The sequence below is a fragment of the Halobaculum gomorrense genome, assembly GCF_900129775.1.
GTDB classification, from domain to species: Archaea; Halobacteriota; Halobacteria; order Halobacteriales; family Haloferacaceae; genus Halobaculum; species Halobaculum gomorrense.
Window position 1 is genome coordinate 668,485 of record NZ_FQWV01000001.1, and the last position, 16,844, is coordinate 685,328.

The window sequence follows — 16,844 nt, forward strand, 5'->3', positions numbered from 1 at the left end:
GGGTTCGACGCGGCCGGTTCGATGAGCGACCTACGAGGTGACTCGACGGACCTGCCAGGAGATGCCGGCGCCGGCGATCAACAGCACCGCGAGGTTGAACGCGCCGTGGACCAGCGAGCGGTACTCGTAGACGACCCACTGGTTGATCGTCCGGGAGACGGCGCCGTAGAACTGGATTCCCGCGACGAGCGCGAGCACCACCAGCGCCACGAGCACGAGGTAGTTCACGTATCGGGCGACCCTGTCGCCGAGGCCGGGACCGCCGACACCACCGGCGGAGTCTGCCGCTCCGGCGCCGGCCTCCGGCGCGTCGGGACGCGGGGCCGGCCGGTCGTGGTCGGTCGGTTCTCCGGCCGGTGATCTCGGATTGTCGATAGTGTCGTCGGAGTTGTCGATGGTGTCGTCGGAGTTGTCGATAGTGTCGTCGGTAGTGTCGCTCATTGTCGTGTTCGCCTCCGTGCGAGTAGCGCGGCGCCGGCGAGGGCCGCGACCGCGACCGCCGGACCGAATCCGGGCGTCGCCGTCGCGGTTTCCGTTCGGGCCGCCGCCTCGGTCGCTCGTTCCTCCTGACTCCCGTCGTCGCCGGCGAAGTCGCTCACTTCGAACTCTACCTCCCGGGTGGTCATGTTGGCCGAGATGGTCTCGGTCGGGTCGAGGTTCGCGACCGAACGGGCGGTGTCGACGAGCACGCCGTCACGGTACACCGCGGCGTCGACGTAGTAGTTGTAGTCGCTCGGGACCGTCACCTCGACGGTCGCGTCCGCCGTGCGACCCGGACCGATGCCGCTCACGGTGGTCGACTGGCGGGCCGCGACGATGTTCGACTCCGCCTGCCGGAGGACGACCTCGACGCGGAGCCGGTCGCTGGCAGACTCGCCGCCGTTCGTCAGCGACGCCGCGACCGTCAGCGTCGTTCGGTTCGCCTCCTCGTCGACCGAGGCCACCGACACCGAAAGCGGCGGCACCGCCTCGCTCTCGGTGAAGTGGACCTCTGTGCCGAGCGCCGCGAGCCCGGAGACCCGCGTCCGGTCGCGGTCGACGACCCGGCCGTCGCGGAAGACGACCGTCTCGATCACGTAGCCGCCCTCGCGGGGCACCTCGATCGTCGCGTTCACCGGCACGCTTCGGTCGCCGGTCAGTTCCTCCAGTTCGACCGTTCGTTCGGCCGTCAACAGCCCGGACTCCGCGTCGTACGCGCGAAAGCGCACGGAGACGTTGTCCGTGGGGTTGCCCGCGTGACCGATGCGTGTGTGCAGCCTCAGCGTCGCCGTCGCGCCGTCGACCTCTTCGGGTGCGATCGCCGGCGACTCGGCGATGGAAACCCGACCGGGACGGACCGGACCGTCGGCGGACGGGTCAGCGAGGACGCCAGGAACCACGGCGACCCCGAGGAGGGCGACGAGCAGGACGGCGACCGCGCCCGCGGTCAGCCGCCGTTCTCGTGACATGCGACCGGCTGTGCACGGTCGCGCGGTAAACCCTTTGTGTCGTGACGTGTCGCCGAGTTGATCACGTGACCTGCGACCGCTCGTCGGCCGCGAAGTCGTCTTCGGCGGCGTCGCTCAGGAGCTCTTCCTTGGAGTGAACCTCCCGGGAGGTAGCACCGCGCGAGCGGATCCGACGGCACTCTGGGGGCGGACGGCGGAGGGCAGACGCCTGTGCGATCGGTTTACAGGCCGCCGGGCGATTGAAGCACCGTGCGGGTGACCGCCCGAGTATGCCCGGTTCGGTGTTCAGACGCGGCGAGACGGTCGAACTGCGCACGATCGAGGAGGCGGACGCGGAGTTCCTCCGAGACCTCATCAACGAGCCGCGGGTCCGCGCCGGCATCGCCAACCGGACGCCGATGAACCTTGCAGACGAACGCGAGTGGGTCGACTCGCTGGGCGGCGACGACGAGGCGAACTTCCTCGTGTGCGTCGACGGCGACGCCGTCGGAACCATCGGCCTCCGCCGTCGCCACGAGCCCTCGTGGGGCGTCTGGGGCGTCGGCTACATGCTCGTGCCAGACGCGTGGGGGAACGGCTACGCGACCGACGCGCTTCGCGAGACGGCGGCGTACGCGTTCGACGAGCGCCGCGCCGCAAAACTGTTCGCGACCGTCTACAAGACGAACCCCGCGTCGGCGCGCGTGCTGGAGAAGGCCGGCTTCGTCGAGGAGGGAGTCCTCCGCGGGGAGGCGTTCGTCGACGGCGAGCGCGTGGATATAGTCCGGTACGGCCTGCCGGCCGACGAGTGGGAGGATCGCCCATAACTGGGGAGGGGGGCCTACTCCAGCAGCTCCTCCGCGAGCATCGGCACGAACGTCCCCACATCGGTCACCATCCCCACCGCCTGCGCGGAGCCGCGGTCGAGCAGCTGCGTGACGGTGGCGGGGTTGATATCGACGCAGACGGTGCGCGTCGTCGACGGGAGGCAGTTCCCCACGGCCACGGAGTGCAGCAGCGACGACAGCATGAGCACGAGGTCCGCCTCCCTGGCCTGCCCGCGGATGGCGTTCTGCGCCTCGACGGCGTCTGTGATCGTGTCCGGCAGCGGGCCGTCGTCGCGGATGGAGCCTGCGAGCACGAAGTCGCGGTCGTTCTCGACGCACTCGTGCATGACGCCCTCGGTGATCAGTCCCTCCTCGACGGCGGCCTCGATGCCGCCCGCCCGGATCACCTCGCTGATCGTGTAGATGTGGTGCTTGTGGCCCTTCCGGGGGTGTTCCATCGTCTCCACGTCCATCCCCAGGCTGGTGCCGTACATCGACCGCTCCATGTCGTGGACGGCGAAGCCGTTGCCCGCGGAGATCGCGTCGACGTACCCCTCGCGCACGAGGCGCGCGAGACCGGGGCCGCCGCCCGAGTGGATGACCGCGGGGCCGGCGACGCACAGGACCGTACCGCCTTGGGCTTTCGTCTCGGCGATCGCCTCGGCGATGTCGCGGATCAGCGACTCGGAGGGGCGCTCGGCGGAGACGCCGCCCTGCATGAAGCCGAACGGCCCCGATGCGTCGCGGGGGCGCTCGGGCGGCTTCACCCGGATCCCGGCGTCGCCGGTGACGACCAGGTCGCCCGCTTCGATGCCGTTGAGCACCTTCGTCTCGGCGGAAACCTCGCCGTCGCGATCCACGACGATCGCGCAGTCCATCTCGATGTTCCCCACCGGCACCCACTCGTCGTCGACGCGCACGTCAGTCGGGTGGTTCGTCGTCGAGTAGAAGCCGTCCGGGACGACGTTGTCCGCGGGCGCGGGCGTTAGCGTCGCGTCCGTCGGCGCCGCCAGCGTCGCGCCCGACTGGTGCAGCTCGTGGAGGATCGGGTGCAGCGCACCCTCGTCGTCTGCGATGACGCGCATCCGACAGTACGACTCCTCGTCCTTGCTGGTGCCCACGCGGAACTCCTCGATGTCGAACTCGCCGCCCAGCTCCATCACGACGGTGAAGGCCCGCTCCATCAGGCCGGAGTCGATGATGTGGCCCTCCAGTTCGACCACGTCGCTAACTGTCATACCGTCACTCTGCTCCGCGGCGGTGAAAAGCTACCCGAGACCGCGGTATCGGCCGCGACCGACGGCCGCTGCGCCCGGCCGTCCCGGGATCCGTCTTCGCTCCGCCTACAAGAGGAACCCCTTGAGCGCGTTCAAGACGCCCCACGTGACCTGCGCGACGAGGTTCCCCCGCTCGCCTCTGATGACGATGTCGTCGTTCTGCACGGCGTCCGCGAAGCGGTTCGCGGCCTGCTCGCCGCTGGCGGAGTCGGCGATGTGCGACATCGTGGTGCGGTCCGTCTCCATCCGGAGCGTCGCGTCGTCGTGCGCCGACTCGCGGAGGTCGACGACTCGGCCGTCGCCGGTCATGCGGAAGGAGTAGACGGCGGTTTCCCCGCCGTCACTGACGTACAGGTTCACGCGCTTGTTCTCGATCTGTCCCGACAGCGGGCCGAGGTCGACGCCGCCGCTGGCCCCGTTGTACAGCTCGAACCCCGCCTCCAACTGCGCGAACACCTCGCCGGACCACGCCGGTCGGTCCGACTGTGCGGCGACGGGCGCGACTGCGACCGACGCGACGAGGAGCGATGCGACTGCGAGGACGAGCACTCTCTGAGACATGGCCTCTAGAGGCTGGCTGACGGCTTAAATACATACTGTGGACCCTGCCGTCTCCGGATCGTCGGTCGAGGTCTGCGGCCGGCTCCGGACGCCGTCGTCGCGACCGACGGTCAGGGCTCGTCGAAGACGGCGTCGAGGAACGCGACCTCGTGGGCGAGCACCTCCGTGAAGCGGTCGTCCCAGGCGTCGAAGTGGCCCATCGGAAGCGCGACGAGCGAGGAGTCGGGAAGCTCCGCGGCCAGTCGCTCGGCGTACCTGTACGGGGCGATCCGATCGTCCGTGCCGGCGACGACGAGGGCGGGACACGTCACCGCCGACGCGTCGGTGACCGGGCGGTACCGTGGGAGCGCCAGCAGCGTCCGCGCGCGAGTGCCGTTCTGCCACGTGGAGTCCCGTGGGATCAACGCCGCGTACCCGTCGAGCGCCCCCGGCTCGTTCAGCGCCGCGAACTCGTCGGGCCGGCCGTACACCTTCACCTCGTGGCTCCGACCGACGAGCCCCGCAAGCCGGTCGCGCAGCCCCGCGGTCGTCGCGCGCGCCAGGTATCGCAGGGACTTGCTCCGCAGCAGCGCTCGCCCGTCCGCGAACGGCGTGCGCGCGATCACCGCGTCCACGCCGTCGCGCTCGGCGGCGAGGCTCACGACGTGCCCGCCGCCCAGCGAGACGCCCCACAGCGCGATCCCGTCGCCGAGCGTGTCGACGCCGCGGACGCGGTCGACGGCCGCCTCCCAGTCGGCGACCTGTCGGCTCGGGAGCACCAGCGGCTCGCCCTCGGAGGGCCCGAAGCCGCGGTAGTCGAACGCGAACGCCGCGTACCCAACCTCCGCGAGGTGTTCGGCCACCCGGTCGAGCCCGAAGGCGGCTTCGGCGGCGAAGCCGTGCCCGAGCACGACCACGTCGGGGTCGTCCACGTCCCGCGGGCGATACAGCGTCCCGACGCAGTCGTCACCCTCGACGGAGAACGTGAGCCGGCGCGTCGAAAACCGCTCGCGGGAGGGTCGCTCCCCGCGCACGCGCCGCGCGGGCGACCGCTCGGGCGTCGCCAGCGGCGCGCTCACTGCGAGCCCCCGTCGTCGGCCGCGCGCTGGGGCTCGTCGTCGCAATCGACGGCCGCGTGTGGGGTGTCGGCGTCGCCATCGTCACCGACCTCGGTCTCGACGGTGTCGAGCACGCCCGCGGAGAACTCCTCCTCGGAGATCCGGTAGCTGGTCACGGCAGCGAGCCAGTCGGCCTCGACGTGCCACGTCGCCTGCACGTCGTCTTCGAACCGCAGCGCGGTCGCGTCCACGCGCCGGGGGTCGAGGTCGCCGTCCTCGACGAGGTCGATCACCGTGTTGCAGACGCGGCCCATCTCCCCGTGATCCGGGTGCGCGCCCGGCAGCGTCGTCGTGTAGGCGACGGCGATGCGCTCCGGCGAGACGCGCACGTCCGCGACATCGATGCCGTCGGCCCGCAGTTCCCGGGCGAGCGCCGACTCGTCGGTTGTCATACCGGCGGCTACACTCGCGGGCGACTTACTGGTTGCGGGCACCGGACGACCGTCAACTCGGCGCCGTAGAACGGGACGGCTGGGGCGGAGGGTGGGAGTCCATGTCAGAGGCACTGTGTCCCGCCGCCCCAACGCGATGTATTGACTGACGTACACCGACTTAACCATTTAGTGAACCACTGTTCACCACGTGTGTGACGCCGGACAAGAGGTGAATCGCAGTACATTCTGCACTCATAACATGTCTGGCCGGAATACATATCAGTCACCGTACGAGAGTACGGACGGATGATCGACGACGAGTCGTCGCGGCGGACGTTCGAGCTGTTGGCGAACGAGACGCGCCTCGGCATCATCTCGGCGCTTGGCGAGGTGAGCGGCGAGGGCGGCTACGCGACGCTCGCGTTTTCGGAGCTACCTAAATCAAGGAGAGAGTCCCGCCGTTTACGGCGGGCGTGAATCCGACAACTGCCGAACAACCACCGACGCCGTTCAGTCCGGGGTATCCAAGTTCTCTGCCGCGTGGAGTAACATCCCTTTCCACGTTAGCCCGTTATGCCGCTTAATCGCCCGGAGGCGTTCGTACTGGTCGTCGTCCTCAATCTCAATCTGGACCGTGGTTGCCATACCACCATTCACAAACCATAGTTTTATCAATGTACCGACCCAAACAGTAGTTGATGAAGCGGACCAACACGTTCGACGTGGTTCCTCAGTCCAAGAAGGACGAGGAGTTGCTTCGACACCTGTTGGACGCTTCTGCCGCTCTCTGGAACGAAATCAACTACGAGCGCCGCGAGAACTACGCTGACCCCGACGCCGACGTGTGGGACATCAGCGAGTATCGCGGGCGGTACGGCGGCACGCTCGGGGCTTCGACCGTTCAGCAAATCGAACGGAAGAACCGCGAAGCGTGGCGGTCGTTCTTCGCGCTCCAAAAGAAGGGCGAAGCCAACGGCAAACCCGGATACTGGGGCAACGCCGAGGATGGCCGCGACCTTCAGACGTACATCCGCAACACGTCGTACTCCGTCGAGTGGGGCGAATACTCCCGGCTCGAAATCCTCGTCGGCAAAGACCTGAAAGACGAGTATGGACTGGGACACCGCGAACGTCTCCGGCTCAAAGTCCGGGGCGACCCCAACTGGAACGAGTACGACAAGCAGGGCCGGTTAGAGTTGTTCTGGGACGAGAACGCACAGACATTCAGGGCCTTTCAGCCAGTCACTATCGACAATTCTCGGCTGGCACAACCACTGGCGGACGAAACCGCCGCGCTGGATATTGGTGCGAACAACCTCGTAGCCTGCACGACCACGACCGGCCAACAACTCCTGTACGAAGGACGCGACCTGTTCGACCGCTTCCGCGAGACGACGCGAGAAATCGCTCGGTTGCGGTCGCTCTTGGACGACGAGCAGTACAGCAGTCACCGGATACGCTCGCTGTACCGACGCCGAACGAGACGCCGCGACCACGCCCAAGACGCGCTCGCGCGCGACTTGGTGGAACGGTTGTACGACGAAGGCGTCGCCACGGTGTACGTCGGTGCGTTGACGGACGTGTTGGAGACGCACTGGTCGGTCGAAGCGAACGCCAAGACGCACAACTTCTGGGCGTTCCGGCAGTTCATCGACCGACTCGCCTGCACCGCCGAGGAGTTGGGCATAGCGGTCGAAGTCCGTTCGGAAGCGTGGACAAGCCAAGAGTGTCCGCAGTGCGGTTCGACCGACCGGACGACGCGCCACCGCGACACGCTGACGTGTCCGTGCGGCTTCGAGGGGCACGCAGACCTCACGGCGTCCGAGACGTTCCTGAGACGGCAGACGACGGTAACACGGTCGATGGCACGGCCTGTGCGCCTCAAGTGGAACGACCACGAATGGTCAGAGTCACCACGCTCTTGTTCCAACGAGGAGCGCACGAACCCGCAAGTTGCCTCCGTGGGTCGGTAAGCGATACCCCAACGCGAGGAAACCCCGGCGTTCACGCCGGGGAAGATGTCATCACCTGAAGCGGCTCCTCGGCGAGTTCGTCGAGAAGCGGGACGGCGGGTACGCGCTGACGCTCGCGGGGATCCGGGCGTACCAAGCGATCGTGGCGCGCGTCCAGCCAAACACGATTTCGGTCGACCCGTTCGACATCGACGGCACATGTTCGAGCTGTGGTGCAACGCGAAGGGCGTGGTACGAAGATTCGAGGGGGCATATCGGCTGCCGGTCGTGTAGCGACTTGGAGCTCAGGTATCCCGTTGCACCCGATACGATCGATCCCACTGAGCCGACGACGCTCCTTGATGCGCTGGACCGACAACTGACCCGGGACTATTTTTTGATGTTCAACGACGTCTGTCCGTACTGCGCCGGCAATTCGACCGTCCAGCTGGCAGAGTCCGAAGAGTATTACGACGAGCTTGCAATGGTGTCACACCCCGTCAACGTCCACGCGGCGTGCGACGATTGCGCGTGGTTCCTGTATGCCAATGTCGGCGCGTTGCTGGTCTTCGAACCGCCGGTGTACGCGTTTATCAAAGAACGCGGTGTCGACGTGTGGGACAAATACGTCTGGGCTGCGGCGGTGGACCACGAGGTGACTTCTGTCAGGTGGGATCCACAGCGTGTAGATGGTGTTTTCCGCCTCTCGGGAGACGAGCTGAGGTACGTGCTTGACGAAAATCTCCGAATGCTTGAGTACGAGATCCACCCCGGAGACTGACTGTCAGCTATCTCGATTCCGGATCAATCCCCATCCGCTCGAACACGAACCCCCACCGCTCGCTGTTCTCGCGCACCTGCATCGACGTGGGCTTGCCGACGCCGTGGCCGGCGTCGTCCTCGACGCGGAGGACGATCGACTCGTCGCCGGTGTTCCGTTCCTGGACGAGCGCGGTCATCTTCCGCGCGTGGCTCGGGTGGACGCGCGTGTCGCCCAGCGCGGTCGTGAACATCGTCGGCGGGTAGTCGGCCTCGGGGGCGTTGTGGTACGGCGAGTACTTCCGGAGGTACGCGAACGCCTCGGGGTCCTCCTCGGGGTGGCCGTACTCCGTGGTCCACGACGCCCCGAGCAGGAAGCGGTGGAACCGGAGCATGTCGAGCAGCGGAACGTGACACAGCGCGACCGCGAAGCGCTCGGGCTGCCGGGTGATCAGCGCGCCGACGAGCAGCCCGCCGTTGGAGCCGCCGGTGACGCCGATGCGGTCGGGGTCGGCCCACCCGGTCTCGGCGAGGCCGTCGGCGACCGCGAGCGCGTCGTCGAACACGCGCTGTTTGTTCCCCCGGCGTCCGGCCTCATGCCACGGCTCGCCGTACTCGGTTCCCCCGCGCAGCGTCGCGAGGACGAACACGCCGCCGGCGGCGAGAAACGGCAGGCGGAACCGGTCGAACGTCGGCGTACGGTTCACCCGGAAGCCACCGTAGCCGGTGAGCAGCGCGGGGTTGTCACCGTCTGGCTCCACGTCGCTCCGGCGGACGACAAACGCCGGCACTTCGGTGCCGTCGGCCGACTCGAAGCGCTCCTGGCTCACCTCGATATCGACCTCGACCGCGGTCGACTGCCGGCACAGCGTCTCGGTCGTCCCGTCGCCGAGGTCGACCCGTCGCACCGACGGCGGGTCGGCGAACGACTGGACGGTCAGGTACGCCTCGGGGTCGTCGCTCGCGCCGTGGACGCCCGCGACCGACGGGAACGCCGGCAGGTCGACGGTCTGCTCGCGCTCGCCGTCGGCGTCGAGGACGGCGAGTTCGCTGCTGGCGTCGCGGTGGTAGTGCGCAAGGATCCGGTCGCCCGCGAGTTCGACGCTCCGCAGGACGGCGTCCGTCTCGGGGACGAGTTCATCGTACGCCGCTGGGTCGGCCGCCTCGCCCGCGAGCGCGTCCGCGAGCGGCGCGGCGAGCACGCGCGAGAAGTCGGCGCCGTGGTCGGTCGCGAGCAGCAGCCGGCCGCGGTCGCCGTCGATCGTCGGCGTGAACACGGCGTCGTAGCCCGTGAGGACGGGCTCCAGATCCGCCGCGGCCGGGTCGCCTCGGTAGCCGTACACGTCGGAGCGCTCCCACCCCTCGACGTAGCCGGCGATCAGCGCGTCGCCGTCGGTCACGAGCGTCGGCCACGTGGTCTCCCCGACATCGTCCGCGACGACGCGGTCGTCGGCGGGGACCGAGTCGGACCCGAACTCGTGATAGCGGATCGCCTTGTCGAGCTGGCCGTCCGCGCCCTCGTCGCCGTCGGCGCCGCCGGTGGTGACGTAGTAGAAGCCGCGCGGGTCGGTCGCGTCGCCCGTGGTGTCGCTGCCGTCGGTCGGATCGCCCTCTACCCACGCGAACCCGCCCTCTTGGGTCCGCCCGGCACCCTCGACTGTCTCCACGACCTCCGCGGTCGCCACGTCGACGATCCGCACGTCGTACTGCTCGTCGCCGCCCTCGGCGACGCCGTACGCCAGGTACGCGCCCTCGGGGCCGGGAACGAACCAGTCCATCGAGACCGTCCCGTCGCCCGCCCACCCGTTCGGGTCGACCAGCGCGGTCCCCTCGTCGGTGCCGATCGCTTCGGGGTCGTCGTAGGCGTACAGCCCCGGCTGTTCGTCGTCGGGGCGCTTCACCTCCTGGAACAGGCGGTCGCCGGCGGGCGTGACGGGGCCGTACTGGCCGACGCGCCCGAGCGACTCGAAGCGCTCGGCGAGCGCCTCGCGGTGGGACGTGTCGAGGACGGCTTCGGCGTACCGGTTTTGCGCGTCGGTCCACTCGCTGACCTCGGCGTCGTCGCCCTCCAGCCAGCGGTACGGGTCCGTGATCGACTCGCCGTGGAGGTCGTCGGTGACGGGTCGCCGCGGCGTCTCGGGCGGCGTCGCTTGTCCTCGGCCGTCGCCCCCGTCGCCGGTTCCGGCCGCGGCTTCGGCTCCCGAGTCGTTGTCGGTCATCGATCCGTACTCCGACGCCCGCGGGAAGTAGCTGCTGTTCGGCGGTCGAGTTGCCGCCTTCGCACCGTCCGGGACGGGAGGGCGACCGATCCCGGACCGGACTACCGGCCGAACAGCCGGTCGCGAAGGCTCCGGCCGGTCGGTCGCTCGGCCAGCAGCACCGAGCAGTCGACGTCGTTGATGACGTCGAGCGCGAGCGCCCCGCCGACGAGTCGCGAGAGCATCCCGCGCTCGCTCGCGCCGATCACGACCAGCGAGGCGTTCTCGGCGTGGTGCGCGATCGCCTCCTCGACGTCGCCCGATTCGACCAGCAGCTCGGCGTCGCCGAGGCCGTGGTCGTTGGCCCACGCGGCCAGAAAGTCCTTGCCGTCGCCGACGTCGTCAGCGACGTGGAGCAGCCGGATCGCCGAGCCGAAGGAGTCCCGGAGGGCGACGGCGATCTCCGCCGAGAGGTCCGAGTCCGGCCCGCCGGCGGTGGGGACGAGCACGCGCTCGGGGTCGAGCCCGCGATCCTTCAGGACGAGGAAGTCACACGGGAGGTTTCGCGTGAGTTCGTCGATGCGTCCCTCGACACGGCCGGGAGCGCCGTGGCCCTCCGGCCCCCAGCCCATGACGACGAGGTCGGCTTCGTGGGTTCGGGCCGCGTCGAACACCTCCTCGAACGAGCGGTGAGAGACGATTGTGCTCGTCTCGACCGGGACGCCGAGTTCCTCGGCGTCGAGGCGCGCACGTTCGAGGAGTTCGCCGCTTCCCTCGTCGAACTTGCGGACGTTGTCCGCGGCGTACTCGAGGGAGGTCTGATCGGGGACGGAAACGATGTGGACGGCGTCGACGGTCCCGCCGCGCTCGCGCGCGATGTTCGCGGCGAGTTCGATGAGCGTCCCTTCCGTCGCGGGGTTCGCCAGCGGTACCATCACGCGGTACTCCCCGCCGTCAGGGGCGACCGCGTCCGCCGCGTCGACGGCGGCGTCGGGCATCATCTCCGAGCGCGATCGGATGTACTCCGCGAGCGCGCCCTCGCTTTCCGTGCGCGAGCGGGCGTACCCGAAGTACCACACCAGCGCGAACGCGACGAACGCGCCGCCGATGAGGACGACCATCGGCTCGATGAAGACGATGAGCGCGAGCGAGACGACCGCGCCCAACACCGGAACGACGGGGTACAGCGGGACGGTGTAACTCGGTTCGTACCCGTCGACGTTCGCCTCGCGGAACACGATCAGCGCGACGTTGAGCAGCGCGTAGATGACGAGGTGGAGCACCGATCCCAGTGTCGCGAGGGTGTTCACGTCCGCGAGGACGATGAACAGGAGGATGAGCGCGCCCGTGACGGCGATCGAGCGATACGGCGTCCCGAACCGAGGGTGGATCTCGTTGAGGTTCGGGGAGACGATCCGGTCCCGACCCATCGCGAAGTTGATCCGGGAGGACGCGAGGATCGAAGCGTTCGCACTGGAGGCAGTCGCCAACAACCCGCCGATCAGCATCGCGATCGCCCCGGCGGGGCCGAGGACGATCCGCGCCACCTCGACGACCGCGATCTGGCCGTCCGGAATCTTCGCGATGAACCCCTGCTCGACGGCGGCAGTCATCACGATCAACACGAGCGCGTAGATGACGGTCACGATGACGACCGAGCCGATCACCGCCCGCGGGAGGTTCCTCCCGGGGTCTTTGATCTCCTCGGCGACGGAGGTGATCTGGACGAACCCGAGATAGGAGACGAAGATGAGCCCGGTCGTCGTGAGCATCGGTCCGAAGCCGGTCCCCTCGGCGATGTTCGCCGGGTCCGCACGCAGCGTGCCCGCGATCGTGAACACCGTGAGAATGATGACCAGGAGCACCACGATCACGTTCTGGAGCCGGCCGGTCTCCTTTGCGCCCACGTAGTTGATGAGGACGAACAGCGCCGCACCCGAGAGCGCGACGGCCTTCACCCTGACGGGGATCGCGATCCCGACGAACGGGATCCCGATCGACCCGCCGGAGATGTTGACGACGTACTCGCCGAACCCGACCATGTAGAACGCCGAGGCGAACGCCAGCCCCATCCAGTTGGCCCAGCCGGCGACGGAGCCGAACATCGGGCCCAACGCCTGGTTCACGTAGTAGTACGCGCCGCCAGACACCGGCATCGCCGTGCCCAGTTCGGAGGCGGAAAACGCCGTGAGGATCGCGATGGCGCCGCCGAGCACGAACGAGATCACGGCGAACGACCCGGCCTCGCTGATCGCAACGCCCGGGAGGACGAAGATCCCGGCGCCGATCATGGTTCCGACGCCGATGGTCAGCGCCGCAAGCGGGCCCAGGTCTTTCGCGAGTTCCTCGTCGCCGCTCATTCCTCTTCCGTCGACTCGTCGTCGTCGGCCGGACGCGGCAGGCTCACGACGGGCCGGTCGGCGCCCGTCACCAGTCGGAGCGCGAGGTCGCCGGTGAGCATCCGGACGAAGCGGCCGCCGTCGCGCGGCGTGAACGCGATCGCGGTCGCGTCCACGCCGCGGGCGACCGACAGAATGCCGTCGAGGATGTCGGTGTCGTAGACGACCTCCCGATCGACGGTCACGTCCGGCAGCGCGGCGTCGAAGGTGTCGAACGCCTCGCGGGCGGCCTCCTCGCGCTGCTCGACGCCGGCCTTGTCGGGGGCGCCGCCGGCCTTCTCGACGACGTACACGAGTGTCACCTCGCCCACCTCGGCGTCGTAGCGCTTCAGCGCCGCGGCCGTGTCCGCTGCGTCGTCCGCGGACGCCACGGGAACGACGACCCGCGAGAGGAGTCCGGTCACCGGACTTCACCTCGCCGGCCCCGTCTCCGACAGCGCTGTCTCGCGGCGGCAGTGGTCGCACCGCTGATACGTGATTCGTTCATACTCCGCCCGTCGAACCGAGCGGGATTAAACGCTCTCCCTCGCGCGCGGGCAGTTCGGGTGCGGCTGCAGGGTCACTGAAGGTCGTCCAGCGAGACGGCCGCATCCGCGTCGACCGTGATCCACGTCGTCTCCAGCGTCTCGGGGTCGTAGACGGTCACCGAGCTCGGGTCCGACCCGTCGTCGAAGAGATACCGGAGCTCGAACTCGGGAAGGTCGTCGAGGACGGCCGCGTCCCGGAGCTTCGGCAGGTCGTCGCTCGCGTGCATGCCCGTACGTCGGGCGTTCGGGTATATGAGGATGCGGTTCGGATTATCGGGGACGAGATTCGGAGCTGATCATCGGAGGGGTGCGCCGTGCTCGGCGCCGGAGGCCGACCCGCCCACTGCCCGACTCGCGGCCGCGACGGAACCGACGGGTCCGGGAACGTGCCGCATGGGGCGACGACCGGCGCCGACTCGCTCGTCGCTCGCCACCCGGCCGTCGCCGGCACGGATCCGGTGGGGCGTCCGATAGCTTCGATGCGACCGCGAACGAGGGGACGAAGCGAACCGCGCGATCTCCCCCCAGGGTACCACCGGTTGTTCGGTGAACCGGTCGCGACGGCGGTCGATTACTCGGCTTCTTCGCCCTCCCCGCTTCCGCCGTTTCCGCCGCCTTCGCCGGCGTTGCTTCCCTCACCTTCCCCTTCGACACCCGCTCCGTCCTCGCTTCCGTTTCCGTCGCCCGCTCCGTCCTCGGTCCCCTCGCTGTCCCCGCTTTTCCCGTCGTCAGCGTCGTAGACGATGAGCGGGTCGACGGCGGCAAGCACGTCGGGCCGGGCGGCCGGAGCGTCGATCGCGTCCGGGTACGGATCGCTGTTGCCGGCGGCGGTCACGACGGCCGCGTGTCGGGCCTCGACGCTGTGGACGCCGAGCGCAGTGCGCAGGAGGTCCGGGCTCTCGACCGCGGGAGCGGCGCCCGCGTACGCGGCGACGCCCGTGTTCTCGAGCGTCGACGCGAGCGACATGAACCCGGCGACGTCCTCCAGCCTGAAGTCGTACTTCGCCTCCTCGACGGGCGTCCCGCCGAGCAACTCGACCGCCCGCCTCAGGAGGTCGACGTGGGCCACCTCGTGTTCGCCGATCGTCTCCAAGTTCTCGTACAGCACCGCCGCGTCCGCCTCGGTGGAGACGATCGTCGCCTTAGACTCGACGAAGTCCGCCGGGTCGAAGGTCTCGAGTCCGGTCCGGTAGAACGCGTTTTCCAAGTGTTTGAGCGTGAGCGCGTAGTTCAGCACGTCCACGTCCGTCCCCTCCTCGTCGTCGAACAGCGGGCCTTCTTGGGCCTCGGCGTCGTCGTCCTCCTGCGCCAGCAAGAGGCCGGCACCGCCGCCCAGCGCCAGCAGCACGCTGCCGGCTATCGCCGACCGACTGAGGAACCGCCTCCGGGAGCCGCCGCTGTCGTTGTCAGCCGCGTCGATACCGCCCGATCGTTCGTCATTGCTGTGTTCGTTCACTGTCATCGTGGTACGTCAGAAGCGTCCGACAGACGAGACGTTCGGGTGCCGACGGTTTGTTACGCGCAGCGGTCGCGTGCGTAGTCCCAGCGTACGAATCGGGCTTGAACCTTCCCGAATGGAATGCCAATTATACACCGAGTACAGTGGGCTTACACCGAATTACGCGACGAATGCGGTGTCGACACGCCGCTGCACGCCACCGGACCACTGCGACGGCGGTCCCGAACAGGACACCACTGGCTCCGGGGCGACGTATCGAACTCGCGGCGGTCTGCCGCGCCCGCAAAACTAGTCTCCGGTCCGCGCTGCGTCTGCGCTCTCGCGTCCCGAACGGCGTCAGTCCGAGCCGAACATCTGGCGCATCATGGGGTGCATCTCCATGAGCTGCTCCTCGGCGATCTCCTCGTACAGCTTGTAGGTGATCGACACCGTCAGCAGCAGCCCGGTCCCGGAGACGCCCCCGAGCGTGCCGAGCATGTTCGCTAGCACCGCGAGCGCGCCCACTAGCGCGCCGCCGATGACGGTCACCTGCGGGATGTACCGCTCCATTACCTTCTCGATGACCTGCGGGTTCTTCCGGAAGCCGGGGATCTGCATCCCCGAGTTCTGGATCTGCTGGGCGGTCGACTCCGGTCCCATCCCAGTCGTCTCGACCCAGAACACGGCGAAGATGGCGCCGCCGATGATCATGAACGTGAGGTCGACGAGCACCCGGATGATTATCTGCCACGGCTCGGCGCTCACGGTGAACGCTCCGGAGAACCACATCCAATCGGCGCGCGACTGGATCGGCGCGAGGTAGTAGAACAGCCCGCTCACGGGCTGTCCCTGCGAGTAGACGCCGATGAACGCCGGGAGGTTCACGTAGTTGTTGAGGATCTGCCCGAGGAACTGGATGTTCGCCTGCAGCGCGCGAACGAGGATCATCGGCAGGACGGACGCGTAGATGAGCTTCACGGGGAATCGACCGCGGGCGCCCTTCACGCGGGCGTGGCTCAGCGGGATCTCCACGCGGACGGACTCGGTGTACACGACGATGGAGAAGATGAGCACCGTCGTGAACAGCGCCAGGATGTTCCCCGGGTCAAACAACAGCGACTGGATGAACGGGTCGAGCTGGATGCCCCCCGTGATGATACCGTACCAGGCGGGGAAGAATCCGGTCACCTGGGTGCCGAGCGCGGGGACGGCGAACAGGCCGGCGACGAGCTGCTGGCTCACGCCCGCGATGATGAACAGCCCGATCCCGGAGCCGACGCCCCACTTGGAGATGACCTCGTCCATGAACAGGATGAGGACGGCGCCGACGAACATCTGCGCGAACAGGACCGTCTTCAGGCCGAAGACGCCGATCCCGAGCTGGCTCGCAAGCTGGCTGTTCACCGGCAGGTAGTTTCCGGCGAACACCATCGGTAGCCCCGTCAGACAGATCATCACGACGACGAGCAGCTTCTGGAGCCCCTGGTACAGGACCTGGTCGCGGGGGTCATCGGTGTCCAGCCCGAGCAGGTCGGCGCCGCCGAGCAGTTGGAGGACGATGGACGCCGTCACGATCGGTCCGATACCAAGCTGCAGGATCGAGCCGGACGACCCGGCGAGTATCGACCGGAAGCGACCGTAGAAGTCGCCGCCGGCGCCGCCGGTCGCGAGTCCGAACATCGTGATGTTGGTGAGGAAGAAGTACATCACGAGGATACCGGCCGTCCAGGCGAGCTTCCGCTTGAAGGGGACGTGCCCCTCCGGACGCTCGACCGACGGCATCCGCGTGAGTACGGGTTCCGCGGTCTCTTTCCAACCCATATATCCTCCACCTGGTTGGCCGGCACACCTTAACGCTTCGATTGGGTCCGCGGGCGCGACGGGCCACGAGACGCCGGCGAGGGCCGATAACGGCCGCTCCGTCGCGGACGACGATCCCGACCGACGGCGGTCGCGGCCGACCTGCCTGCGCCGGCCGCAACCGTCCCATCAAGTGCGAACGGCGCCG

At 68.3% G+C, this 16,844-nt stretch carries 17 protein-coding genes; 4 read left to right on the forward strand and 13 right to left on the reverse strand.

Going from position 1 to position 16,844, the window contains the following annotated elements; translation table 11 throughout:
• Positions 1–30 precede the first annotated feature (30 nt).
• Both BUE16_RS03350 and BUE16_RS03355 read right to left on the reverse strand, forming a co-directional pair.
• Entirely contained in the window at positions 31–441 is a 411-nt protein-coding gene (locus tag BUE16_RS03350; RefSeq protein WP_073306965.1) for a hypothetical protein, read from the reverse strand.
• Positions 438–1,448, reverse strand: coding sequence for a DUF7490 domain-containing protein (locus BUE16_RS03355; protein ID WP_073306966.1), 1,011 nt, complete (start codon positions 1,446–1,448; stop codon positions 438–440). The genes BUE16_RS03350 and BUE16_RS03355 overlap by 4 nt, the downstream gene beginning before the upstream one ends.
• Before the next feature lie 269 nt (positions 1,449–1,717).
• On the opposite strand from BUE16_RS03355, the gene BUE16_RS03360 reads away from it, so the two are divergent.
• Positions 1,718–2,254: a GNAT family N-acetyltransferase gene (locus BUE16_RS03360; RefSeq protein ID WP_073306967.1), complete on the forward strand. Its 537-nt coding sequence runs from the start codon at positions 1,718–1,720 to the stop codon at positions 2,252–2,254.
• 14 nt (positions 2,255–2,268) lie between these two features.
• On the opposite strand, the gene BUE16_RS03365 is transcribed toward BUE16_RS03360, so the two are convergent.
• From BUE16_RS03365 to BUE16_RS03380, 4 genes are all read right to left on the reverse strand, one after another.
• Positions 2,269–3,492 carry an ornithine cyclodeaminase gene (locus BUE16_RS03365; protein ID WP_073306968.1) on the reverse strand — a complete coding sequence of 408 codons (1,224 nt, stop codon included), beginning with the start codon at positions 3,490–3,492 and terminating at the stop codon, positions 2,269–2,271.
• A 105-nt stretch (positions 3,493–3,597) separates the two neighbouring features.
• Positions 3,598–4,092, reverse strand: a complete 495-nt coding sequence (locus BUE16_RS03370; protein ID WP_073306969.1) for a hypothetical protein — start codon at positions 4,090–4,092, stop codon at positions 3,598–3,600.
• 110 nt (positions 4,093–4,202) lie between these two features.
• Entirely contained in the window at positions 4,203–5,150 is a 948-nt protein-coding gene (locus tag BUE16_RS03375; protein ID WP_079991463.1) for an alpha/beta hydrolase, read from the reverse strand.
• A complete protein-coding gene (locus BUE16_RS03380; protein WP_073306970.1) occupies positions 5,147–5,581 on the reverse strand; it encodes a hypothetical protein in 435 nt (144 codons plus the stop codon). The genes BUE16_RS03375 and BUE16_RS03380 overlap by 4 nt, the downstream gene beginning before the upstream one ends.
• A gap of 288 nt (positions 5,582–5,869) precedes the next feature.
• Here BUE16_RS03380 and BUE16_RS16575 point away from each other — a divergent pair, with 288 nt between their 5' ends.
• Positions 5,870–6,040, forward strand: a complete 171-nt coding sequence (locus BUE16_RS16575; protein ID WP_159435714.1) for a hypothetical protein — start codon at positions 5,870–5,872, stop codon at positions 6,038–6,040.
• Between the two features lie 33 nt (positions 6,041–6,073).
• Here BUE16_RS16575 and BUE16_RS17310 read toward each other — a convergent pair whose 3' ends face one another.
• Positions 6,074–6,208 carry a hypothetical protein gene (locus BUE16_RS17310; RefSeq protein ID WP_268762475.1) on the reverse strand — a complete coding sequence of 45 codons (135 nt, stop codon included), beginning with the start codon at positions 6,206–6,208 and terminating at the stop codon, positions 6,074–6,076.
• A 53-nt stretch (positions 6,209–6,261) separates the two neighbouring features.
• On the opposite strand from BUE16_RS17310, the gene BUE16_RS03385 reads away from it, so the two are divergent.
• Together BUE16_RS03385 and BUE16_RS16205 are read left to right on the forward strand one after the other, a co-directional pair.
• Positions 6,262–7,536: an IS200/IS605 family transposase gene (locus tag BUE16_RS03385; protein ID WP_073306971.1), complete on the forward strand. Its 1,275-nt coding sequence runs from the start codon at positions 6,262–6,264 to the stop codon at positions 7,534–7,536.
• Positions 7,517–8,296: a DUF7351 domain-containing protein gene (locus BUE16_RS16205; RefSeq protein WP_143165348.1), complete on the forward strand. Its 780-nt coding sequence runs from the start codon at positions 7,517–7,519 to the stop codon at positions 8,294–8,296. Before BUE16_RS03385 ends, BUE16_RS16205 begins: the two co-directional genes overlap by 20 nt.
• Positions 8,297–8,303: 7 nt before the next feature.
• Here the strand turns inward: BUE16_RS16205 and BUE16_RS03395 are convergent, their stop codons facing one another.
• The 6 genes from BUE16_RS03395 to secY form a co-directional block, all read right to left on the reverse strand.
• Positions 8,304–10,493: a prolyl oligopeptidase family serine peptidase gene (locus tag BUE16_RS03395; protein WP_079991464.1), complete on the reverse strand. Its 2,190-nt coding sequence runs from the start codon at positions 10,491–10,493 to the stop codon at positions 8,304–8,306.
• 101 nt (positions 10,494–10,594) lie between these two features.
• The gene (locus tag BUE16_RS03400; protein WP_073306973.1) at positions 10,595–12,832 is read right to left on the reverse strand and encodes an amino acid permease; all 2,238 of its coding nucleotides are present in this window, start codon (positions 12,830–12,832) and stop codon (positions 10,595–10,597) included.
• On the reverse strand, positions 12,829–13,275 hold the full coding sequence (locus BUE16_RS03405; protein ID WP_073306974.1) for a universal stress protein: 447 nt from the start codon (positions 13,273–13,275) through the stop codon (positions 12,829–12,831). Before BUE16_RS03405 ends, BUE16_RS03400 begins: the two co-directional genes overlap by 4 nt.
• Positions 13,276–13,430: 155 nt before the next feature.
• The gene (locus BUE16_RS03410) at positions 13,431–13,625 is read right to left on the reverse strand and encodes a hypothetical protein (RefSeq protein WP_073306975.1); all 195 of its coding nucleotides are present in this window, start codon (positions 13,623–13,625) and stop codon (positions 13,431–13,433) included.
• Between the two features lie 344 nt (positions 13,626–13,969).
• The gene (locus BUE16_RS03415; protein ID WP_079991465.1) at positions 13,970–14,860 is read right to left on the reverse strand and encodes a ferritin-like domain-containing protein; all 891 of its coding nucleotides are present in this window, start codon (positions 14,858–14,860) and stop codon (positions 13,970–13,972) included.
• 333 nt (positions 14,861–15,193) lie between these two features.
• Positions 15,194–16,657, reverse strand: a complete 1,464-nt coding sequence (secY, locus tag BUE16_RS03420; RefSeq protein ID WP_073306976.1) for a preprotein translocase subunit SecY — start codon at positions 16,655–16,657, stop codon at positions 15,194–15,196.
• Positions 16,658–16,844: the final 187 nt, after the last annotated feature.

Excerpts from the sequence above, each read along its gene's own strand:
- BUE16_RS03350 (WP_073306965.1), bottom strand. The coding sequence starts at position 441 with ATGAGCGACACTACCGACGACACTATCGACAACTCCGACGACACCATC.
- BUE16_RS03355 (WP_073306966.1), bottom strand. The coding sequence starts at position 1,448 with ATGTCACGAGAACGGCGGCTGACCGCGGGCGCGGTCGCCGTCCTGCTC.
- BUE16_RS03360 (WP_073306967.1), top strand. The coding sequence starts at position 1,718 with ATGCCCGGTTCGGTGTTCAGACGCGGCGAGACGGTCGAACTGCGCACG.
- BUE16_RS03365 (WP_073306968.1), bottom strand. The coding sequence starts at position 3,492 with ATGACAGTTAGCGACGTGGTCGAACTGGAGGGCCACATCATCGACTCC.
- BUE16_RS03370 (WP_073306969.1), bottom strand. The coding sequence starts at position 4,092 with ATGTCTCAGAGAGTGCTCGTCCTCGCAGTCGCATCGCTCCTCGTCGCG.
- BUE16_RS03380 (WP_073306970.1), bottom strand. The coding sequence starts at position 5,581 with ATGACAACCGACGAGTCGGCGCTCGCCCGGGAACTGCGGGCCGACGGC.
- BUE16_RS16575 (WP_159435714.1), top strand. The coding sequence starts at position 5,870 with ATGATCGACGACGAGTCGTCGCGGCGGACGTTCGAGCTGTTGGCGAAC.
- BUE16_RS17310 (WP_268762475.1), bottom strand. The coding sequence starts at position 6,208 with ATGGCAACCACGGTCCAGATTGAGATTGAGGACGACGACCAGTACGAA.
- BUE16_RS03385 (WP_073306971.1), top strand. The coding sequence starts at position 6,262 with ATGAAGCGGACCAACACGTTCGACGTGGTTCCTCAGTCCAAGAAGGAC.
- BUE16_RS03395 (WP_079991464.1), bottom strand. The coding sequence starts at position 10,493 with ATGACCGACAACGACTCGGGAGCCGAAGCCGCGGCCGGAACCGGCGAC.
- BUE16_RS03400 (WP_073306973.1), bottom strand. The coding sequence starts at position 12,832 with ATGAGCGGCGACGAGGAACTCGCGAAAGACCTGGGCCCGCTTGCGGCG.
- BUE16_RS03410 (WP_073306975.1), bottom strand. The coding sequence starts at position 13,625 with ATGCACGCGAGCGACGACCTGCCGAAGCTCCGGGACGCGGCCGTCCTC.
- BUE16_RS03415 (WP_079991465.1), bottom strand. The coding sequence starts at position 14,860 with ATGACAGTGAACGAACACAGCAATGACGAACGATCGGGCGGTATCGAC.
- secY (WP_073306976.1), bottom strand. The coding sequence starts at position 16,657 with ATGGGTTGGAAAGAGACCGCGGAACCCGTACTCACGCGGATGCCGTCG.